Origin of the sequence: Pseudomonas sp. FIP_A4 (genome assembly GCF_036701605.1) — a bacterium.
Lineage (GTDB): Bacteria > Pseudomonadota > Gammaproteobacteria > Pseudomonadales > Pseudomonadaceae > Stutzerimonas > Stutzerimonas phenolilytica.
Genome location: NZ_JAYDXP010000119.1, coordinates 112,729 through 130,797, shown reverse-complemented (window position 1 = coordinate 130,797; position 18,069 = coordinate 112,729). Strand labels below are relative to the sequence as shown.

Sequence of the window (18,069 nt, the reverse complement as noted above, 5' to 3'; positions counted from 1 at the left end):
CCTGCGGACACCTCAGGCTTCCAGTGCCAGCAGCACGCCGCTGACCACCAGAAAGCCGCTGAACAGCACGCGCAGCAGCCGCTCCGGCAAGGCGTGCGCCAGCCGCACGCCTAAGCTGATGCTGAGCAGGCCACCGACCGCCAGCGGCAGCCCGAGCATCCAGTCGACCTGTCCGTGCAGCGCGTAGGTTGCCAGCGTGACCCCCGTACTCGGCGCCGCCAGCGACAGCGATAACCCCTGGGCGACAACCTGACTGGTGCCGAACACGCTGGTCAGCACCGGCGTCGCCAGCACCGCACCACCGACACCGAACAGACCGCCCAGCGCGCCAGCTCCGGCGCCCAGCACGCCGAGCCACGGCCATGGATGGCGCAGTTGTCCGTTACCCGGCGCGGTCGGGCGAAACGCGCGCAGCAGCGTGTGGACCGCCAGTGCGAAGAGGAAGCCAACGAAGGCCAGACGCATGCGGCTGGCATCCAGCGAAACGGCCAGCGCCGCCCCGAAGATGGCGAAGCAGAAGCTCGGCAGCGCCAGCGCCGCCGCGTGGCGGAAATCGATGCGATTACGCTGGTGGTAACGCCAGATTGCCAGCAGTACGTTCGGCACGACCATTACCAACGCCGTGCCCTGCGCGAGCTGCTGATCCAGCCCGAACAGCACGCCAAGCACCGGGATCGCGATCAGCCCGCCGCCGATGCCAAACAAACCACCGAGCGCACCGAGCGCCAGCCCTAGCAGTACGTTCAAGCCGATATCGAATACAGGCACGGCGTCGCTCCGTCGAAAAAACGCAATGGTAAGGTGACACCCCTGTCCTCGATACGCACAGCCGCGCACAATGGCTTTGCGCCAATCGAAAAACCGAGAGCCATCCATGCAACCACACGCCTTCGCCGACCAATTGCGTCTGTTCCTCGACGTGCTGGAAGCTGGCAATTTCTCCGCCGCCGCTCGCCTGCACGGCTTGACGCCCTCCTCCGTCGCGCGGCGCATCGATGCGCTGGAGCATTCGCTGGGCTGCACGCTGTTCAGTCGCAGCACCCACGGCATCCGCAGCACGCCCGCCGCCCAAACCTTCGCCGAGCGTGCCCGGCGCATCGTCCACGAGCTGCAACTGGCCCGCGCGGAAGCCAGCGCACTGGACGCTACGCCCGAAGGACTGATCCGCATCGACGCACCAACGCCGTTCGGCCGGCGCCATCTGGCCCCGGCGCTCGCCGACTTTCTCTGCGCCTATCCCGGCGTGGATGTGCAGTTGCGCCTGATCGACAGCTTCATCGACCTGCATGGCGAGCATCTGGGCAAGGTCGATCTGGTGTTGCGCATCGGCCCGCTCGCTGACACCCGTCTGGTGGCTACGCCGCTGGCGCCGATGGTGCGCATCGCCTGTGCCAGCCCGGCATACCTGCAGCGACGCGGCACCCCGACACAACCGCACGAGCTGCCCGGCCACGATGGCCTCGACTGGGATGCGCTGGCGCCACCGCATGCCTGGCGTTTCGAGCAGGATGGCGAAGCCAGGCTATTCCGCCCGCGCCGGCTGCGCATGGTCGCCAACAACGCCGAGGCGCTGCTGTCCGGGGTGCTCGCCGGGCTGGGCATCGCCCACTTGCCGACTTGGCTGATCAGCGAGTACCTGCTGCGTGGCGAGTTGTTGCCGCTGTTCTGCGAGCACGGCCTGCCGCGCCCGGAAGCCAGTGGCATCTATGCGCTGCGCCTGACCCGCGAAGCGGATTCGCGCACGCGCCTGCTGCTGGAATTTCTCAAGGAACGCTTCGGCCCGGTCCCTCCATGGGACCAGGCGCTGCAGAGTGGATTGCTGCGAAGCTGAGCGCAGGCGAGCGTGCCTAGAAGCCGCCGCCGCCGAGCTCCTGGGTCACGCCCCAGCCGTCGAGCACACCCCCGAGCGGCTCGACCAGCTCCTCCAGGTCCTGCTCGAAGTTGCCGATGCTGTCGAAGGTGGCGTACATCACCTTGCTGACCTGCAGATTCCAGGTGCCATCCTCACGGGGCAGGATCTGCGCATTGATGGATTCGCCGCGAAAGTTGCGCGCGGCTGCGTGGGCACGATCGCGGTCCTCGAAGACTGCGTAGAACTCGATGGGATGAACGCGGGCGAAATCGAAGCCGCCTTCTTTCATCTGGCGAAGAACGTTGCTGCTGACATCCTCGTGGAAGGTGGTACTCATGATTCAACCTCCTCTCGATCGATGGACGGAAAACGCTTCGGCAGGTGAGTACGTGGGGCTCACCGCCCTCACCTGATCTGAGTATGGGATGCCGGGGGTGTTCATGCCATCGGCTTTTTTTCCGGCATGAACCGCAGCGCCCGCCGGGCGGCAGGCGCGCGAGGTTAGTCGTTGCTTGGCTTGCCAATCGCCTGCAGGACGTACTGCGGTAGCGCGAATGCGCCAGCGTGCACGTGCGGATTGTAGTAACGGGTGACAATGCCGCTACCGGCAAAGCGCTGCACCAGGGTGTCCAGCGGCAGCTTGCGGCTCTGCACGCTGCAGGCACCCCAGGCGAACGCCAGCGCCCCGCCGATGCAGGTCGGTGCGGCAGCCTGGTAGAAGTGCCAGTCTGCAAACAGGCCCTGCATGCGCTTGGCGGCGGACTGCAATTCGCCCAGCTGCATGAACGGCACGCCGGTGCGCACCACCAGGATTCCGTCTTCGTTCAGGCAGCGCCGGCTGGCCTGGTAGAACTCCTCCGACGACAGCACCTCGCCCACCGTGGATGCGCCGAGAATGACGTCGAAGCGCTGTTCGGTGGTGGCGAGAAACTGCAGGACGTCTTCGTGCGATATCTGCAGCCGTGGATCGTCGAAGGCACCGGCCGAATGATTCGGCAGAAACTCCCGGCACAGCGCCACCACGGCCGGGTCGGTCCCGAGCAGGGTGATGCCTTCGATATCGCGATGGCGCGCGACCTCGCGCAGGATGCCGCCGTCGTCACCGCCGACGATCAGCACGCGGCGCGCCAACCCGTGGGCGAAAATTGGCACATGCGCGAGCATTTCGTGGCCGATGAAGTCATCGGCCTCGGCGGTGCGAATGACACCATCGAGCGCCATCACACGGCCCATGCGGGCATTCTCGAAGATGACCAGATGTTGTTGCTCGCTGCGCACTTCGTGCAGCAGACGATCCATCTGCAGCCGCTGGCCGTATCCCTCGTAGAGAGTTTCCTGGAATTCGCTCATGGGAGTCCCCTTGGTTGGTCGTCGAGCGTACAGCGCATCGACGGTCCGTGGCGGGTTGGCGTGACGGGCGGCACAGCAGCGCCACCCACGAAGAGGACCGGAATTCTACGTTGGCCTTTGTGGCAGCGGAAACCATCGGGTTCGAAAGCACACTTTGGAACGACAAGCCGCGCGCCGCCGGCTAGGGTGGGCAGAGCGACCGTCCCGCCGAGGCACGCACCGCCATTGCAAGGAGTATCCGCATGTCCGCACCGCTGTTGTTGCCCTATCTCGCGCCGTGGGACTGGCAGCAGTTTCAGCAGCATTTCGCCCTGCGGCTGTTGCCAGGCGTCGAACACCTCGCGGCGGATCGCTACAGTCGCAGCCTGCGCCTGGACGGCGTTGAGGGTTGGTTCAGCGTGCGCCCGCTGACGGACCAGCCAGCGCTGGAACTGACCTGCAGCGAGCGGCTGCAGCCATATCGGCGACCGCTCGTCGAAAAGGTGCGCAAGATGTTCGACCTCGATGCCGATCCGCGCGCCATCGCTGACCATTTCGCTGCCGATCCGCTGCTGGGGCCGCGGGTGGCAGCCAATCCCGGACTGCGCCTTCCGGCCGCCTTCGATCCGTTCGAGCAGGCGGTGCGGGCGATCGTCGGCCAGCAGGTCACGGTCAAGGCCGCGGTGACCATCACCCGGCGCTTGCTGGAGCGCCTCGGTGAACCGCTGGCGGACGGACCGCCCGGGCTGTTCGTGCTATTTCCTACCCCGCAGGCCATCGCCGAAGACCCGTTGGAGCGCATCGGCATGCCGCTCAAGCGCGTGCAGGCGTTGCGGCGCCTGGCGGCAGCGGTAGCCGAAGGCGCTCTGGGTCTACACGTGGAGGATGGCGCCGAGGCGCTGGTGCGACGCTTGTGCGAACTGCCCGGCATCGGCCCATGGACGGCCGAATACATCGCGTTGCGTGGTTTCGGGGCCGTCGATGCCTTTCCCGCGGGCGATCTCGGCTTGCTCAAGGCGCCGCTATGGGGGGCCGCCGGCATCAGCGCCAAGGCCCTGGCCGCACGCGCCGAGGCGTGGCGGCCGTGGCGCGCCTATGCTGCCGTCCACATCTGGCAGGACTATGCGACACCGCGTCCCTTTGAAGCGCCCCCGGGCGGCACGCCCTAGAGTCGAACCTTACCGAAGGGCGCCGCAGCTATCGCCCACATGATCAGCCCGACGACCGGCAGCAGCAGAATGACCAGGCTCCAGACCACCTTGCGTCCGGTTTCGATCGATTGGCGCCAGACGTGGAGGATGGCCAGCAGGTCGACCAGCAGGAGCAGAACGGCCAGCAGCGTATTCCAGTTGTCCATCGCGACCTCAGAGTGCGCGCTGGTCCGGACGGTTGCCGCGCGGCCCCATCAGGCCCCAAAGGACCAGGCCAAGCACGGGCAGAATGACGATCAGAAGCACCCACATCACCTTCTTGCCGCTGCTGGCGTCGCTACGGACCACGCTGACGATCGCCCAGATATCCAGCGCGAGGATGATCAGGCCGAATAGGCCGCCGAAAGCATCGCTCATGGGATGGCTCCTGATTACGGTGACGATGTACTTGAGATGCCGGAAGGGTTCGAGGGTTCAGCGTGCGGAACGGATCGCCAGTGGTGATTCGGGAGGGGTGGATGATCCACATCCACCCGGCGGATTGAATTATTTCCAGTAGTCGTTCGCCGCGGCGATCGTCTGGAAATGCACGGCCACTACATGCGAGGCCTGGATCAGTGCTTCGCCGCTCTCAGCGTACTTGCCGCGCTCGCGAAACAGCACCTCCTTGTTTGGCTGAGTGCTCTTGACGCCCATCCTGGATAGCTTGACGGCCAGCTCGAATCCCTCCTGGGGCGTGGAGGTGATCAGACTCGGCAGCCAGCTCTCAGCCGCCTTGTCCTGCGCGTGGAGCGCAAGTGGCATTCCCAGCGCCAGGACGGCAATTCCAGCGGCAATCTTGGTTTTTATTGTCATACCGTTTCTCTCCATTTTTTTGTCATGGGGCAGATCTGTGCGAAGGCATCATCGCCTCGCTGGCTTCACCAATACGGAGTGAAGTCAGGCATTAGTGGACTGAAACAATCAGGCGCTCAATACCTCTTTAGACCCTGCCGCTCTATGCTTTTCGGCGGTGGTCAGTCTTCCAGCCGCGGAAAACGGCTGGCGATGTCGTCACCGGTGAACTCGGCGCTCCAGCCTTCACTGTTGCGGAACAGGCGGATGGCGACCAGATGCGGGTGTTCACCCATATCGAGCCAATGACGAATGCCGGCGGGCACCGTCAACAGGTCGCCCTTTTCGCAAAGCACGGCGTAAACCAGCTCGCCGAAACGCAAGGAGAACAAGCCGCGGCCAGCGACGATGAAGCGCACCTCGTCCTCGGCATGGCGGTGCTCCTCGAGAAAGCGCGCACGCAGCTCATTCTGCTGACGATCATTGCCGGTCACGCGCAGCACGTCGGCGCTGGCGAAGTCACGCTCGGCCTGCAGGCGGTCGATCTGCGGACGGTAGGCCAGCAGCACCTCATCCGGGCCGGCATCCGCGTCGAGCGCCGCGCGGGCATCCAGACGCTCGAGGCGCACTCCGGCCTCGGCCAGGGTCGCGGCGATATCGTCGTGGTGGGTCAACACCTTGAGCGGTTGTTCGGGGCGATTCTGGTGATAGACGCTGAGGACGCTCATGTACGACTCTCCGGGAGGCAGGTGTGGGGATGCGGGGGGACTGCCATTGACGGCATGGTTTTTACGTCGGCTGGTCCCGCATGCGTGCGGCAATGATAACGGCTGCCGCCAGCGCCGCCAGGCTGGCGATGGTGAAGGTCCACGCCGGACCGAGGCTGTTCCAGGCGTAGCCGGAATACAGCGCGCCAAGCGCGCCGCCAACACCGGCGAGAGTGGCGTACAGCGCCTGTCCCTGGCCCTGCTGGCGATGGCCGAAACTGCGCTGGACGAAATGGATCGCCGCGGCATGGAAGCTGCCGAAGGTGGCGGCGTGCATCACTTGGGCGACCAGCAACACCAGCAGATGATCGGCCAGGTTGCCCAGCAGCAGCCAGCGCAACGCCGCCAGCAGAAAGCTCGCCGCCAATACCTGACGCAGGCTGAAGCGCTCGAGCAGCCGCACCATCACCAGAAACAGCAGGATTTCCGCTACTACACCCAGCGCCCAGAGCAGGCCAATGGTGGTGCGCGTGTAACCGAGCGCCTCCAGGTGGATGCTGAGGAAGGTGTAGTACGGCCCGTGCGACAGCTGCATCAGCCCTACGCAGAGGTAGAACGCCAGCACGCCGGGACGCCACAGCTGGCGCAGGAAGCCGCCCTGCCCGGCCACTTCCGCTTGCTGCGCGGGCTCGGCATTGGGCACCCAGAGGCTGCTGGTGACGATGCCGGCCATGATCAGCAGCACCACCGCCGGATAGACGTCCAGCCCCAACCGCTCGAAGGCCAGGCCCAGACCGACCACCGCCAGGATGAAACCGATGCTACCCCACAGGCGGATCTGGCTGTAGCGCGCGGCCTGCCCGTGCAAGTGCGCCAGCGTGATGACCTCGAACTGCGGCAGCACCGCATGCCAGAAGAACGCATGCAAGGCCATCACCAACGCCAGCCAGGCGTAGCTCTTGTCGACCAGAATCAACCCGAACGACAACAGCGTGCACAGCGCACCGAGGCGCACGATGCGCAGGCGTTGGCCGGTGACGTCGCCCAGCCACCCCCACAGATTGGGCGCGATGCAGCGCATCAGCATGGGAATCGCCACCAGCTCGCCGATGCGCGCCGGCGAAAACCCCAGGTGCTCGAAATACAGACCGAGAAACGGCGCCGTCGCGCCCAGCAGGGCGAAATAGAACAGATAGAAACCGGAGAGGCGCCAGTAAGGTAGTCTAGCCATGAGTCGCGAGCCTCAAGCGACGGGTGAGTCGAGCTGCAGACCTCCGGCCGCAGCTCGGAACCTGGCGCTTAGAGCTGCCCCAGCACTGGCGTGGTCACCCGCACGTCAGCGTTCTGCGCGCGATGACGCAGCAGGTGATCCAGCAGCACGATGGCCATCATCGCCTCGGCAATCGGCGTTGCGCGGATGCCCACGCACGGATCGTGACGACCTTTGGTGATCACCTCGACCGGGTTGCCGTCGATATCGATCGAACGGCCGGGCGTGGTGATGCTGGATGTCGGCTTGAGCGCCAGATGCGCGACGATCGGCTGGCCGCTGGAGATACCACCGAGGATGCCGCCGGCATGGTTGGACAGGAAGCCTTGCGGGGTCAGTTCGTCGCGGTGCTCGGTGCCGCGCTGAGCGACGCAGGCGAAACCGGCGCCGATCTCCACGCCCTTCACCGCGTTGATGCTCATCAGCGCATGGGCCAGCTCGGCGTCGAGGCGATCGAAGATCGGCTCACCGAGCCCCGGCGGCACGCCCTCGGCGACCACAGTGATCTTCGCGCCGACCGAATCCTGGTCGCGACGCAGCTGGTCCATGTAGGCCTCCAGCTCCGCCACCTTGTCCGGATCGGGACTGAAGAAAGCATTCTCTTCCACCGAATCCCAGGTCTTGAACGGAATCTCGATCGGCCCGAGCTGGCTCATGTAGCCGCGTACGCTGATGCCCATGCCCGCCAGGACCTTCTTGGCGATGGCGCCGGCGGCGACGCGCATGGCTGTCTCGCGCGCCGAGCTGCGGCCGCCGCCACGGTAGTCGCGCAGGCCGTACTTGTGGTGGTAGCTGTAGTCGGCATGGGCCGGGCGGAACAGGTCCTTGATCGCCGAGTAGTCCTTGGACTTTTGGTCGGTGTTGCGAATCAGCAGGCCGATCGGGCAACCGGTGGTTTTACCCTCGAATACGCCGGAGAGAATTTCCACTTCATCGGCTTCCTGGCGCTGGGTGGTGTGCCGGCTGGTGCCGGGCTTGCGGCGGTCGAGATCGCGCTGCAAGTCTTCCAGCGACAGGTCCAGCCCAGGCGGGCAGCCGTCGACGATGGCCACCAGCGCAGGGCCGTGGCTTTCGCCAGCGGTGGTGACGGTGAACAGCTTGCCGTAGGTATTGCCGGACATGCAGGACGCTCCGCGATCGACCTTGAAAACAGGCGCCGGAGTATACCTGAGCCATGCGCGGTTTCACCGCCCCCGATGGGCGCGCATACTGGCGTAACGGTGAACCTTGCGGCAGCGGCCGCATCGAACCGCCTCCGTTTCCGGCGAAGCCCCTTTCCATGCGCATCCTGCTGATCGTACTGCTGATGACCCTGATCACCCCGCTCGTTCAGGCGCGCACCCTGCTCAACCAGACGCTGACATTGGATACCGGCCACGGTGTGCTGCAAGGCAGTCTGGTGTTGCCGAAAAGCGTGCAACCGGTGCCGGTGGCGCTGCTGATCGCCGGCTCCGGGCCGACCGACCGTGACGGCAACAACCCCGCCGGCCGCAACGACAGCCTCAAGCGACTGGCGCAAGGGCTGGCCAAACAAGGCGTGGCGAGCCTGCGTTATGACAAGCGCGGCGTCGGCGCCAGCCTGTCGGCAGCGCCGCAGGAACGCGACCTCAGCGTGGATGCCTACGTCCGCGACGTGCAGGCCTGGAGCGCTCGCCTGCGCGAGGATCCGCGTTTGGGTCAGCTGATCCTCATCGGCCACAGTGAAGGCGCGCTGATCGCCAGCCTCGCGGCGCCGCAGTCAGGCGCCGCGGCATTGATCAGCATCGCCGGCAGTGGCCGCCCCATCGGCGAGGTGCTGCGCGAACAGCTGCAGGGCCGCTTGCCGCCAGCATTGCTGGCCACCAGTCATTTCCTCATCGATGAGCTAGAGGCCGGCCGCAGCCATGCCGAGATCCCGGAACCGCTGCAGGTGCTGTTCCGGCCCAGCGTGCAACCCTACCTGATTTCGCTGTTCGCCCAGGACCCGGCCGCCGCTATCGCCGCCGTCGAGGTACCGACGCTGATCGTCCAGGGCACACACGACATCCAGGTGGGCGCACGCGACGCGCAAGCGCTCAAGCAAGCCAAACCGAATGCCGAACTCGCGCTGATCGCGGGCATGAACCACGTGCTGCGCATCGTCCCGGCGACCGGGCACCAGCAACTGGCCTCCTACGATGCGCCGCAACTGCCCATCGCCGAGGCGCTATTGCAGCGAATTGCGCGTTTTCTTGAGCGAAATGGCATCCTGCCAGCATCCAGTCCTTCAGCTTCCGGCCGATAAGCCGGCGACTCAACCGCAAACCGCTTGCGAGTCAGCGCAGCCAAGGAACGCGCCGATGACTGATACCAACGCCCCCGACACTCCGCCGCCGCCACAGCATCCATGGGCCGATCTGGTGCCCGAACGCTTCCACCTGCTACGCCTCGCACCGCTGCCGACCGAACGCGATGGCGGGCCACGGCCGCTGCGTTTCGTGGAACTGGCACGCGTGGAGCGGCACAGCGCGGACCAGAGCCTGCTACGCCTGCACATCAATCTGCCGGGGCAGGTCCTCTCGCGAAAGCGCAACGTGCTGGAAGTCTGGGCGGACCATCGCAGCAAGGAGCTGCGCTTTGGCCCGGACAGCGGACTGAATCTCGAACCCGTCAATCGAGGGTTGGGCCGTTTCCTGCTCGCCCAGGGCATCGCCTGGGCGCAGAAGCGCTGGTCGCACTACCTCGTCGAAGGTGGCTCGCTGGCGAACGACTCGGCCAGCGAGGACGCGAGGCTGCGTCGGGATCACTGCCTGCGTACCCAGGGCTTCGACGTCGACTACCCGCAGACATCGCCGAAAGCCACCTATGGCGCACCACGCGTGAGCGCATTGCGTGGCGACTGGAATGCCGAAAAGGTGCAGATCATCGAGCTGCTCGATGCGGCCGCGATGCTCGAACAGGCCGATCGCAATCTTCAGGAGCAGGACTCGCAGATTCGCCAGATGCAGGAGCGCATGAGCCGTTTGCGTCGCGAAGACGGCGCGTTGCGCTTCACCATTGTCTGTCTGATCGTCTTCGCGCTGTTCCAGGCCGGCCTGCTGATCTGGATGGCGACGCGCTGATCAGCGCTGCGTCAGGCGTGCGCGGAACAACGCCTGATGCTCCCGGCATTGCCGGGCGGCCAGCAGGAACACGCCATGCCCGCCCTTGGCGAACTCCAGCCACGTGAAGTCCACTTCCGGATACAGTTCGGCGACATGCACCTGACTGTTGCCCACTTCCACGATCAGCGTGCCGTGCTCGCTCAGGTGATCGGCCGCCTCGGCCAGCATACGACGCACCAGGTTCAGGCCATCATCGCCGCAGGCCAGCCCCAGCGCGGGCTCGTGATGATATTCGGCAGGCATGTCGGCGAAGTCCTCCGCATCGACATAGGGCGGATTGGACACGATCAGATCGAAACGCTGGCCCGGTAGACCATCGAAGCCGTCGCTCTGCACCGTGTAGACCCGCTCTTCCAGTTCGTGCTGTTCGATGTTCTGGTTGGCCACTTCCAGCGCATCGAAAGAGAGGTCCGCCAACACGACCTCGGCGTCAGGAAACTCGTAGGCACAGGCGATGCCGATGCAGCCTGAGCCGGTACACAGGTCGAGAATCCGCGCGGGTTCGTGCGCGAGCCAGGGGCGGAAGCGCTGCTCGATCAGCTCGGCGATGGGCGAGCGCGGAATCAGCACACGCTCGTCGACGATGAACGGCAAGCCGCAGAACCAGGCCTCGCCGAGAAGATACGCCGCCGGCACGCGCTCCTCGATGCGCCTGCGCAGCAGCGCCTCCAGGTGCGCGCATTCATCGTCTTCCAGGCGACAATCCAGATAGGCATCGGACATGGCCCACGGCAGATGCAGCGCGCCGAGCACCAATTGGCGTGCCTCGTCCCAGGCGTTGTCGGTGCCATGACCGAAGAACAGCTGCGCGCGGTGAAACTGGCTGACGGCCCAGCGAACATAGTCGCGCAGGGTGCGCAGACGTGAGGGCGAAGCGCTCATGACGACATCTCCGGTAAAAGGGCGCGGAGTTTAACAGGGCCCCGCGAGCGGCTGCGAGCGCGTGCTCGCTACTCTGCCGGCAGAGGGTCGACCGGCGCGCGCCGCTTTGTAAATACGCACTTTGATTGCACCACTATCGCGCCGCCGCGCAGTACCCTGCCCGCCTCCGGCAAGCCATGCCGGGTCAGCGCTGGCCGGCCCCATCCTGACCCGTGTGCGGTCAAGATGGTTCACATCGCCGCATTCTGGCGCCACAATCAGCCCCCCATTCAAAAGGAGTCGATAATGACCACGCCACAGACCATGCTTCAACTCAGTGGCCGCAGTTACGCGCCCGCAACATTGGCGAACGCCACTCTGCTGGTCATCGACGCTCAAGAAGAATATCGCACTGGCGTGCTGGCTTTGCCGGCGCTGCCCATCGCGCTGCCGGAAATTACCCGCCTGCTGGCAGCCGCCCGCGAAGCCGGTGCTCCGGTGGTACACGTTCATCATCTGGGAATCACTGGCGGCCTGTTCGATCCGCAGGGTTTTCGCGGTCAGATCATGCCGGAAGCCGCACCACTGCCGGGCGAAGCAGTAGTTGCGAAGCGCCTGCCCAATGCGTTCGCCGGCACCGACCTGCATGACCTGCTGCAGAAGCACGGCCGTCTGGACCTCATCGTATGCGGCTTCATGACCCATTCCAGCATCAGCACCACGGTGCGGGCCGCCAAGGATTATGGCTACCGCTGCACGCTGGTCGATAGCGCATGCGCAACGCGCAATCTGCCGATGGGTGAAGGCAGCGTGGATGCCGATCAGGTCCATCGGATGGAAATGACCATCCTGGCCGACAATTTCGCGGTTTGCGTGCCGAACGTCGCGGCCTTGGCCCGCTGAACGCCGCGGCCGGCGGTACCGCCCTGGCGAATGAACCTGACCGGCCGCGTGCCGGTCATAGCCTGTTCATCGAGAGGTAACCGCAATGAAGCTTTCCGATGGATTCGATGCTCGCCGCCTGCGCCCGTCCGAACGAGGGAGCTGGGGCAGACGCCTCATCGTTGCGATTGCTGCGCTGCTCGCCATTATCGGCTTACTGCTGATGGTCGTCGGCACGGCGTCTCTGGCTGGTTACGGCAGCTCACTCGGCGCTCTGGCAGCCAGAGATGCCGCGCTGACGGCGCTGGTGCTTGGTCTGGCGTTGATCGCGATTGCCCTGTTTCTCTGGCGCTGGTGCCGCCGCCGGCTCCGGCGCTCAAGCGAGCTGAGTCTCTCCCCTGGCCTGATGAAAAGACGCGACTAACCTTGATGCGGCCCGTCCCAGGCCATGCGCCCCTTGTCCCGCAACCTGGGATAAACTGGCGCGCTGCAGGAGGTCCCATGCAAGAAGACGACGATTTTTCCCTGTTCAAGTCCGCCGTGAAGGGCGTCAAACCGATCACCCATGTGCGCGCCGAAACCGGCAAGCCACGCGGCAATCGCGAGCAGATCGCCAAACGCCGCGCCAACGCACAGATCAGCGTCGAACAAGTGCGCATCGACGGCCTATCCGATCAGTTCGTCATCGACGTAGGCGCCGAAGACGAACTCTACTGGGCCCGTCCGGGTGTGCAGGATGCGCAGATGCGCAAACTGAAGGCGGGACAGATTCAGTTCGAGGGCAGCCTCGACCTGCACGGTCTTTCGGTCGAACGCGCCCGCGAGCAGCTTTGGGATTTCATCGCCGAAGCCAGCAAGTACGAAATCCGTTGTGTTCGCATCACGCACGGCAAAGCGGCGCGTCTTGACGGCAAACGCCCTCTGATCAAGAGCCACGTCAATACCTGGCTGCGCCAGCATCCCCAGGTGCTGGGCTTCGCCTCCTGCACACCTCGCCACGGTGGTGCCGGTGCGGTCTACGTCATGCTCAAGCGCACAATGCTCGAAGGCCGGGACGAATAGCGCCATTGCCACAGGGTAATGGCCGATTCGTAACCTGCTTGGCACTTGCCAGCCGAACGACTGCCGCCTACCCTTTCGCGTTTGCGCCCCCATGCAGCTGACAGGTAGTTCAATGTCCCTGGAACAACAGTACACCCAGATTCTCGCCAAACTTGGCGAGGACGTTACCCGCGAAGGCTTGCTCGACACACCCAAGCGTGCCGCCAAAGCCATGCAGTATCTGTGCAAGGGCTACCAGCAAACCCTCGAAGAAGTCACCAACGACGCGCTGTTCAGTTCCGACAACAGTGAAATGGTGCTGGTGAAGAACATCGAACTGTATTCGCTATGCGAGCACCACATGCTGCCCTTCATTGGCAAGGCTCATGTCGCTTACCTACCTAACGGCAAGGTGCTGGGGCTTTCGAAGGTAGCCCGGATCGTCGACATGTATGCGCGCCGCCTGCAGATACAGGAAAACCTGACCCGTCAGATCGCCGAAGCTGTGCAGCAGGTCACCAATGCCGCTGGCGTAGCGGTGGTAATCGAGGCGCAGCACATGTGCATGATGATGCGCGGCGTGGAGAAGCAGAACTCGTCGATGGTCACCTCGGTGATGCTCGGGCAGTTCCGCAACAACGCCGCAACCCGCGCCGAATTCCTCGGCCTGGTCAAGTAGCTCTATTCAGCCGCGCATTGGCAGCCCGATCAGGGCTGCCTGCTCACCGCCTCACCGATCCGGCTCTATCGATCAGTCGAACATTCCTACATGCCGGGGATGGCTGGCAACGCGCTGCAGCCAGGCACGAATCGCCGGATAGCCTGAAAGATCGAAGCCTCCCTCCTCCGCCACGTGTGTGTAGGCATAGAGCGCGACATCCGCAATCGAATAGCAATCGCCGACCAGGTACGGGGTGCGCAGCAACTGCTGCTCCATCACATTGAGCGCGTGATAGCCGTCCAACTGCTTGGCCTCGTACTCTTCGCGGCGCTCCTCCGGCATGCCGAGATACACCTTGATGTAGCGGGCCACGGCGAGGAAGGGCTCATGGCTATATTGCTCGAAGAACTGCCATTGCAACACCTGGGTGCGCAGGCGCGGATCGCTGGGCAGAAACTCACTGCCTTCAGCCAGATAATTCAGGATCGCATTGGATTCCCACAGGCACGAGCCATCTTCCAGTTCGAGCACCGGGATCTTGCCGTTCGGGTTCTTCTTCAGAAACTCTTCAGAGCGCGTCTCCCCGCGCAGGATGTTGACCGGCACCCACTCGTACGGCTGATCGAGCAGATGCAGCATCAGCTTGATCTTGTAACAGTTGCCCGAACGATAATCGCCATAAACCTTGTACATGCTCGCATCCCCTAAAGTCACCACGGCGCTCTTTCAAGCCGCCTCGGCAGCCAACGCATTGCGTATCACCCCGGCCAAGCGGCGCAGGCCTTCTCCGAGCCGCTCCGGCGCAACATGGCTGAAATTCAGCCGCAGATAGCCCGGATGCCGGTCCGGCTCACTGAAAAACGGTTCGCCCGGCATGAAAACCACATCCTGTTCCAGCGCAGGCTTCAGCAATGTGCGGGTATCCAGTGGCCGCCTGAGAACCAGCCAGAAGAACAGGCCACCCTGCGGCGTTTCCCAAGTCGCAAGGTCAGAAAAGTGTTCGACAAGCGCGGCCTGCATCGCATCTCGGCGCAGACGGTAGAAGTTACGGAGCTCGGCCAGATGCTCGTTGTAGTGCTGGCTTCCCAGCCACTGTAACGCCTGCCACTGGCCGATACGATTGGTGTGCAGGTCCGCTGACTGCTTCAACCGCAACAGATAGGGAAACAGGTCCTGACTGGCAATCAGATAACCAACGCGCAAGCCTGGCAGAAGCGTCTTCGACACCGTACCGGTATAGATCCAGCTGGCACTGCGCAAACGGCTGACGATCGGAGTAGCGCTACCCTGGTCAAACACTAGCTCGCGATACGGCTCATCCTCGATCAGCGTCACACCGAACTCGTCGAGCAGCGCGGCCACTGCCTCCCGCTTGGCCTCGCTATAACGCACCGCGGATGGGTTCTGAAAGGTCGGAATCAGGTAGGCGAACGCCGGCTTGTGCTGCTCCAGTCGCTGCCGCAAGGCGCCCAATTCAGGACCATCGGTCTCCTGTGGCACCTCCAGACAGTGAGCCCCGAACAACTGGAAGGCCTGCAGCGCGGCAAGATAGGTCGGCGCTTCGACCAGCACCTCGGTACCAGGATCGATGAACAGCTTCGATGCCAGGTCCAGGGTCTGCTGGGAACCGCTGACGATCAATACCTGACTCGCTTCGCATTGAATGCCCAGCTCACGCGCCTGTGCCGCGATCAGCTCACGTAGCATGGGCTCGCCTTCACTCATGCCGTATTGCCCCATGCTGGCCGGCATCTGTGCCCAGTCGACTTTCGGCAACATCGGTTCGGCGGGCAGGCCGCCGGCGAACGACATGACTTCAGGTCGCTGCGCAGCAGCAAGAATTTCGCGGATGAGAGAGCTTTTCAGGCGGTCGATACGTTCGGAGAAGGCCATTGGGCACCGGATGCGGAGGCAAGCAAAATGAGTCAAACTTCTTGACCAAAACTACTCTCGTCAGAATAAATACGTCAATATGACTGACCTAAAAAAAAGCAACACCCAACGGCGGATAATGGAAACCTTCTTTCTGGGTTACCAAGCCTTCACCGCCAAGCCTGACGCGATCCTCGCTCGCCGCGGTCTCTCACGCGTGCACCATCGCATTCTCTTTTTCATCGGTAGTTACCCAGGACTCAGCGTGAAGGAACTGCTCGGCTATCTGGGCGTGAGCAAGCAGGCGCTTAACACGCCCTTGCGCCAGTTGGTCGAGATGCATCTGGTGGAAAGCCTTACTGCCGAGGACGACAAGCGCAAGCGCATGCTGCGCTTCACCGACGAGGGTGCAAAGCTCGAACAGCAGCTGCGGCGCGAGCAGGTTCGCCTGCTGGAGAAAGTGTTCAGCGAAATCGGCGCGGAAGCCGTGGAGAATTGGCTGCAGGTCAATCATGCGCTGGCAGCGCGCTCACACAAGGCGCACTGATCCAGTCGGTAGATCGCGAAATCACAGCCATAAAAAAGGGCGACCGAGGTCGCCCTTTTTTCAACGAAAAGCCTGAACTTAGTTCTGGTTTTCCATCTGAGCACGGATCAGATCACCAATGGTGGTCGGGCCGGTGCTTTCAACTTCCTGCTTGGTGCGCAGCTCTTTCATCGCATCCTTCTCGTCTTCGACGTCTTTGGACTTGATGGACAGGCTGATCACGCGGGACTTGCGGTCGATGCTGATGATCTTGGCTTCGACTTCGTCGCCTTCCTTCAGCACATTGCGCGCATCTTCAACGCGGTCACGGCTGATTTCGGACGCCTTCAGGGTCGCTTCGATATCGTTGCCCAGATCGATGATGGCGCCTTTGGCGTCAACTTCTTTCACGGTACCGCGAACGATGCTGCCCTTGTCATTGACGGCAGCGTAGTTGGAGAACGGATCGTCTTCCAGCTGCTTGATGCCCAAGGAGATACGCTCACGCTCCGGATCGACCGACAGGATAACGGTGTCCAGCTCGTCGCCCTTCTTGAAGCGACGCACGGCTTCTTCACCGGCTTCGTTCCAGGAAATGTCGGACAGGTGAACCAGACCGTCGATGCCGCCGTCCAGACCGATGAAGATACCGAAATCGGTGATCGACTTGATGGTGCCGGAGATGCGGTCGCCCTTGTTGAACTGGCTGGAGAAGTCTTCCCATGGGTTGGACTTGCACTGCTTGATACCCAGGGAGATGCGACGACGCTCTTCGTCGATGTCCAGAACCATGACTTCCACTTCGTCGCCGACCTGTACGACCTTCGACGGGTGGATATTCTTGTTGGTCCAGTCCATTTCGGACACGTGCACCAGACCCTCGACACCTTCTTCCAGCTCGGCGAAGCAGCCGTAGTCGGTCAGGTTGGTGACGCGTGCCATGACGCGGGTGTTTTCCGGGTAGCGGGCCTTGATGGCAACCCACGGATCTTCGCCCAACTGCTTCAGACCCAGCGATACGCGGTTGCGCTCGCGGTCGAACTTCAGCACCTTGACATCGATCTCGTCACCAACATTGACGATCTCGGACGGATGCTTGATGCGCTTCCAGGCCATGTCGGTGATGTGCAGCAGACCATCGACGCCGCCCAGGTCAACGAACGCACCGTAGTCGGTGAGGTTCTTGACGATACCCTTGACCTGCTGGCCTTCCTGGAGGGATTCCAGCAGAGCTTCGCGCTCGGCGCTGTTCTCGGCTTCCAGGACGCTGCGACGGGAAACGACAACGTTGTTGCGCTTCTGGTCGAGCTTGATGACCTTGAATTCCAGCTCTTTGCCTTCCAGGTGAGCGGTATCGCGCACCGGGCGGACATCGACCAGCGAACCCGGCAGGAACGCACGGATGCCGTTGACGTCGACGGTGAAGCCACCTTTGACCTTGCCGTTGATGACGCCCTTGACCACTTCCTCTGCAGCGAAAGCCGCTTCCAGAACAATCCAGGATTCCGCGCGCTTGGCCTTTTCACGGGACAGCTTGGTTTCGCCAAAGCCATCTTCCACCGCGTCAAGAGCAACGTGGACCTCGTCACCCACCTTGATGGTCAGCTCGCCCTGCTCGTTGTAGAACTGCTCGACCGGGATGACGCCCTCGGATTTCAGACCGGCATGGACAGTGACCCAGTCACCGTCGATGTCGACCACCAGACCGGTGATGATGGCACCCGGCTGCATGTCGAGGGACTTCAGGCTTTCTTCAAAAAGTTCTGCGAAGCTTTCGCTCATGTTGATTCCTGCTGTTTTCGGGCGAGGATCCGCCCAATCTCCACATCCCAGACGATATGGGTTCATTCATATAAAAAAAGGCCTGCGGGACTGGGTCTGGTCTCCCACATGCCTCCTTGTTAACAGCCGGTGGGGCGATCACTCGTCTCGCCGGTCTGTCTGACCGCCTTTCGACGTTC

At 63.3% G+C, this 18,069-nt stretch carries 22 protein-coding genes; 9 read left to right on the top strand and 13 right to left on the bottom strand.

From position 1 onward, the window contains the following. Positions 1 to 12: 12 nt before the first annotated feature. On the bottom strand, positions 13 to 768 hold the full coding sequence (locus U8L64_RS05835) for a sulfite exporter TauE/SafE family protein (protein ID WP_043298570.1): 756 nt from the start codon (positions 766 to 768) through the stop codon (positions 13 to 15). A gap of 106 nt (positions 769 to 874) precedes the next feature. Here U8L64_RS05835 and U8L64_RS05830 point away from each other — a divergent pair, with 106 nt between their 5' ends. Further along, positions 875 to 1,831: a LysR family transcriptional regulator gene (locus tag U8L64_RS05830; RefSeq protein WP_333394770.1), complete on the top strand. Its 957-nt coding sequence runs from the start codon at positions 875 to 877 to the stop codon at positions 1,829 to 1,831. A gap of 16 nt (positions 1,832 to 1,847) precedes the next feature. Here U8L64_RS05830 and U8L64_RS05825 read toward each other — a convergent pair whose 3' ends face one another. After that, complete coding sequence (locus U8L64_RS05825) at positions 1,848 to 2,189, bottom strand: ribonuclease E inhibitor RraB (RefSeq protein ID WP_138299869.1); 342 nt, start codon at positions 2,187 to 2,189, stop codon at positions 1,848 to 1,850. A gap of 164 nt (positions 2,190 to 2,353) precedes the next feature. Beyond that, positions 2,354 to 3,202, bottom strand: a complete 849-nt coding sequence (speE, locus tag U8L64_RS05820) for a polyamine aminopropyltransferase (RefSeq protein WP_054094789.1) — start codon at positions 3,200 to 3,202, stop codon at positions 2,354 to 2,356. Between the two features lie 242 nt (positions 3,203 to 3,444). On the opposite strand from speE, the gene U8L64_RS05815 reads away from it, so the two are divergent. After that, complete coding sequence (locus U8L64_RS05815; RefSeq protein ID WP_077683305.1) at positions 3,445 to 4,350, top strand: DNA-3-methyladenine glycosylase family protein; 906 nt, start codon at positions 3,445 to 3,447, stop codon at positions 4,348 to 4,350. Here the strand turns inward: U8L64_RS05815 and U8L64_RS05810 are convergent. The 6 genes from U8L64_RS05810 to aroC form a co-directional block, all read right to left on the bottom strand. Next, positions 4,347 to 4,538, bottom strand: a complete 192-nt coding sequence (locus U8L64_RS05810; protein ID WP_054094791.1) for a PLDc N-terminal domain-containing protein — start codon at positions 4,536 to 4,538, stop codon at positions 4,347 to 4,349. The two genes, U8L64_RS05815 and U8L64_RS05810, sit on opposite strands and share 4 nt — an antisense overlap. A 7-nt stretch (positions 4,539 to 4,545) precedes the next feature. Next, positions 4,546 to 4,749, bottom strand: coding sequence for a PLD nuclease N-terminal domain-containing protein (locus U8L64_RS05805; protein WP_043298557.1), 204 nt, complete (start codon positions 4,747 to 4,749; stop codon positions 4,546 to 4,548). A 129-nt stretch (positions 4,750 to 4,878) separates the two neighbouring features. Continuing rightward, positions 4,879 to 5,187, bottom strand: coding sequence for a hexameric tyrosine-coordinated heme protein (locus U8L64_RS05800; RefSeq protein ID WP_232249119.1), 309 nt, complete (start codon positions 5,185 to 5,187; stop codon positions 4,879 to 4,881). Between the two features lie 161 nt (positions 5,188 to 5,348). Continuing rightward, positions 5,349 to 5,894: a 1,2-dihydroxy-3-keto-5-methylthiopentene dioxygenase gene (locus U8L64_RS05795; RefSeq protein ID WP_043298555.1), complete on the bottom strand. Its 546-nt coding sequence runs from the start codon at positions 5,892 to 5,894 to the stop codon at positions 5,349 to 5,351. Positions 5,895 to 5,955: 61 nt separating this feature from the next. Next, positions 5,956 to 7,104 carry an MFS transporter gene (locus U8L64_RS05790; RefSeq protein ID WP_333394762.1) on the bottom strand — a complete coding sequence of 383 codons (1,149 nt, stop codon included), beginning with the start codon at positions 7,102 to 7,104 and terminating at the stop codon, positions 5,956 to 5,958. Between the two features lie 68 nt (positions 7,105 to 7,172). Next, complete coding sequence (gene aroC / locus U8L64_RS05785; RefSeq protein ID WP_054094793.1) at positions 7,173 to 8,264, bottom strand: chorismate synthase; 1,092 nt, start codon at positions 8,262 to 8,264, stop codon at positions 7,173 to 7,175. 158 nt (positions 8,265 to 8,422) lie between these two features. Here aroC and U8L64_RS05780 point away from each other — a divergent pair, with 158 nt between their 5' ends. Together U8L64_RS05780 and U8L64_RS05775 are read left to right on the top strand one after the other, a co-directional pair. After that, a complete protein-coding gene (locus tag U8L64_RS05780) occupies positions 8,423 to 9,406 on the top strand; it encodes an alpha/beta hydrolase (RefSeq protein WP_138299865.1) in 984 nt (327 codons plus the stop codon). A 55-nt stretch (positions 9,407 to 9,461) separates the two neighbouring features. Then, on the top strand, positions 9,462 to 10,223 hold the full coding sequence (locus U8L64_RS05775) for a hypothetical protein (RefSeq protein WP_054094794.1): 762 nt from the start codon (positions 9,462 to 9,464) through the stop codon (positions 10,221 to 10,223). Here the strand turns inward: U8L64_RS05775 and prmB are convergent, their stop codons facing one another. Continuing rightward, positions 10,224 to 11,147 (bottom strand): 50S ribosomal protein L3 N(5)-glutamine methyltransferase, encoded by a 924-nt coding sequence (prmB, locus tag U8L64_RS05770; RefSeq protein ID WP_054094795.1) that lies wholly within the window; start codon positions 11,145 to 11,147, stop codon positions 10,224 to 10,226. Positions 11,148 to 11,432: 285 nt separating this feature from the next. Here prmB and U8L64_RS05765 point away from each other — a divergent pair, with 285 nt between their 5' ends. The 4 genes from U8L64_RS05765 to folE all read left to right on the top strand — a co-directional run bounded on the left by U8L64_RS05765 (position 11,433) and on the right by folE (position 13,728). Continuing rightward, a complete protein-coding gene (locus tag U8L64_RS05765; RefSeq protein ID WP_333394987.1) occupies positions 11,433 to 12,029 on the top strand; it encodes a cysteine hydrolase family protein in 597 nt (198 codons plus the stop codon). An 85-nt stretch (positions 12,030 to 12,114) separates the two neighbouring features. Next, positions 12,115 to 12,432, top strand: a complete 318-nt coding sequence (locus U8L64_RS05760) for a hypothetical protein (protein ID WP_043298544.1) — start codon at positions 12,115 to 12,117, stop codon at positions 12,430 to 12,432. A gap of 77 nt (positions 12,433 to 12,509) precedes the next feature. Then, the gene (locus U8L64_RS05755; protein WP_333394757.1) at positions 12,510 to 13,070 is read left to right on the top strand and encodes a Smr/MutS family protein; all 561 of its coding nucleotides are present in this window, start codon (positions 12,510 to 12,512) and stop codon (positions 13,068 to 13,070) included. A 112-nt stretch (positions 13,071 to 13,182) separates the two neighbouring features. Then, complete coding sequence (gene folE, locus U8L64_RS05750; protein WP_043298540.1) at positions 13,183 to 13,728, top strand: GTP cyclohydrolase I FolE; 546 nt, start codon at positions 13,183 to 13,185, stop codon at positions 13,726 to 13,728. A 72-nt stretch (positions 13,729 to 13,800) separates the two neighbouring features. On the opposite strand, the gene U8L64_RS05745 is transcribed toward folE, so the two are convergent. Both U8L64_RS05745 and U8L64_RS05740 read right to left on the bottom strand, forming a co-directional pair. Continuing rightward, positions 13,801 to 14,403, bottom strand: coding sequence for a glutathione S-transferase family protein (locus U8L64_RS05745; RefSeq protein WP_043298538.1), 603 nt, complete (start codon positions 14,401 to 14,403; stop codon positions 13,801 to 13,803). A 33-nt stretch (positions 14,404 to 14,436) separates the two neighbouring features. Next, positions 14,437 to 15,603, bottom strand: a complete 1,167-nt coding sequence (locus U8L64_RS05740; RefSeq protein ID WP_054094798.1) for an aminotransferase-like domain-containing protein — start codon at positions 15,601 to 15,603, stop codon at positions 14,437 to 14,439. A 79-nt stretch (positions 15,604 to 15,682) separates the two neighbouring features. On the opposite strand from U8L64_RS05740, the gene U8L64_RS05735 reads away from it, so the two are divergent. Next, positions 15,683 to 16,129 (top strand): MarR family winged helix-turn-helix transcriptional regulator, encoded by a 447-nt coding sequence (locus tag U8L64_RS05735; protein WP_043298534.1) that lies wholly within the window; start codon positions 15,683 to 15,685, stop codon positions 16,127 to 16,129. Between the two features lie 78 nt (positions 16,130 to 16,207). On the opposite strand, the gene rpsA is transcribed toward U8L64_RS05735, so the two are convergent. Next, positions 16,208 to 17,890, bottom strand: coding sequence for a 30S ribosomal protein S1 (gene rpsA, locus U8L64_RS05730; protein ID WP_003289660.1), 1,683 nt, complete (start codon positions 17,888 to 17,890; stop codon positions 16,208 to 16,210). Positions 17,891 to 18,069: the final 179 nt, after the last annotated feature.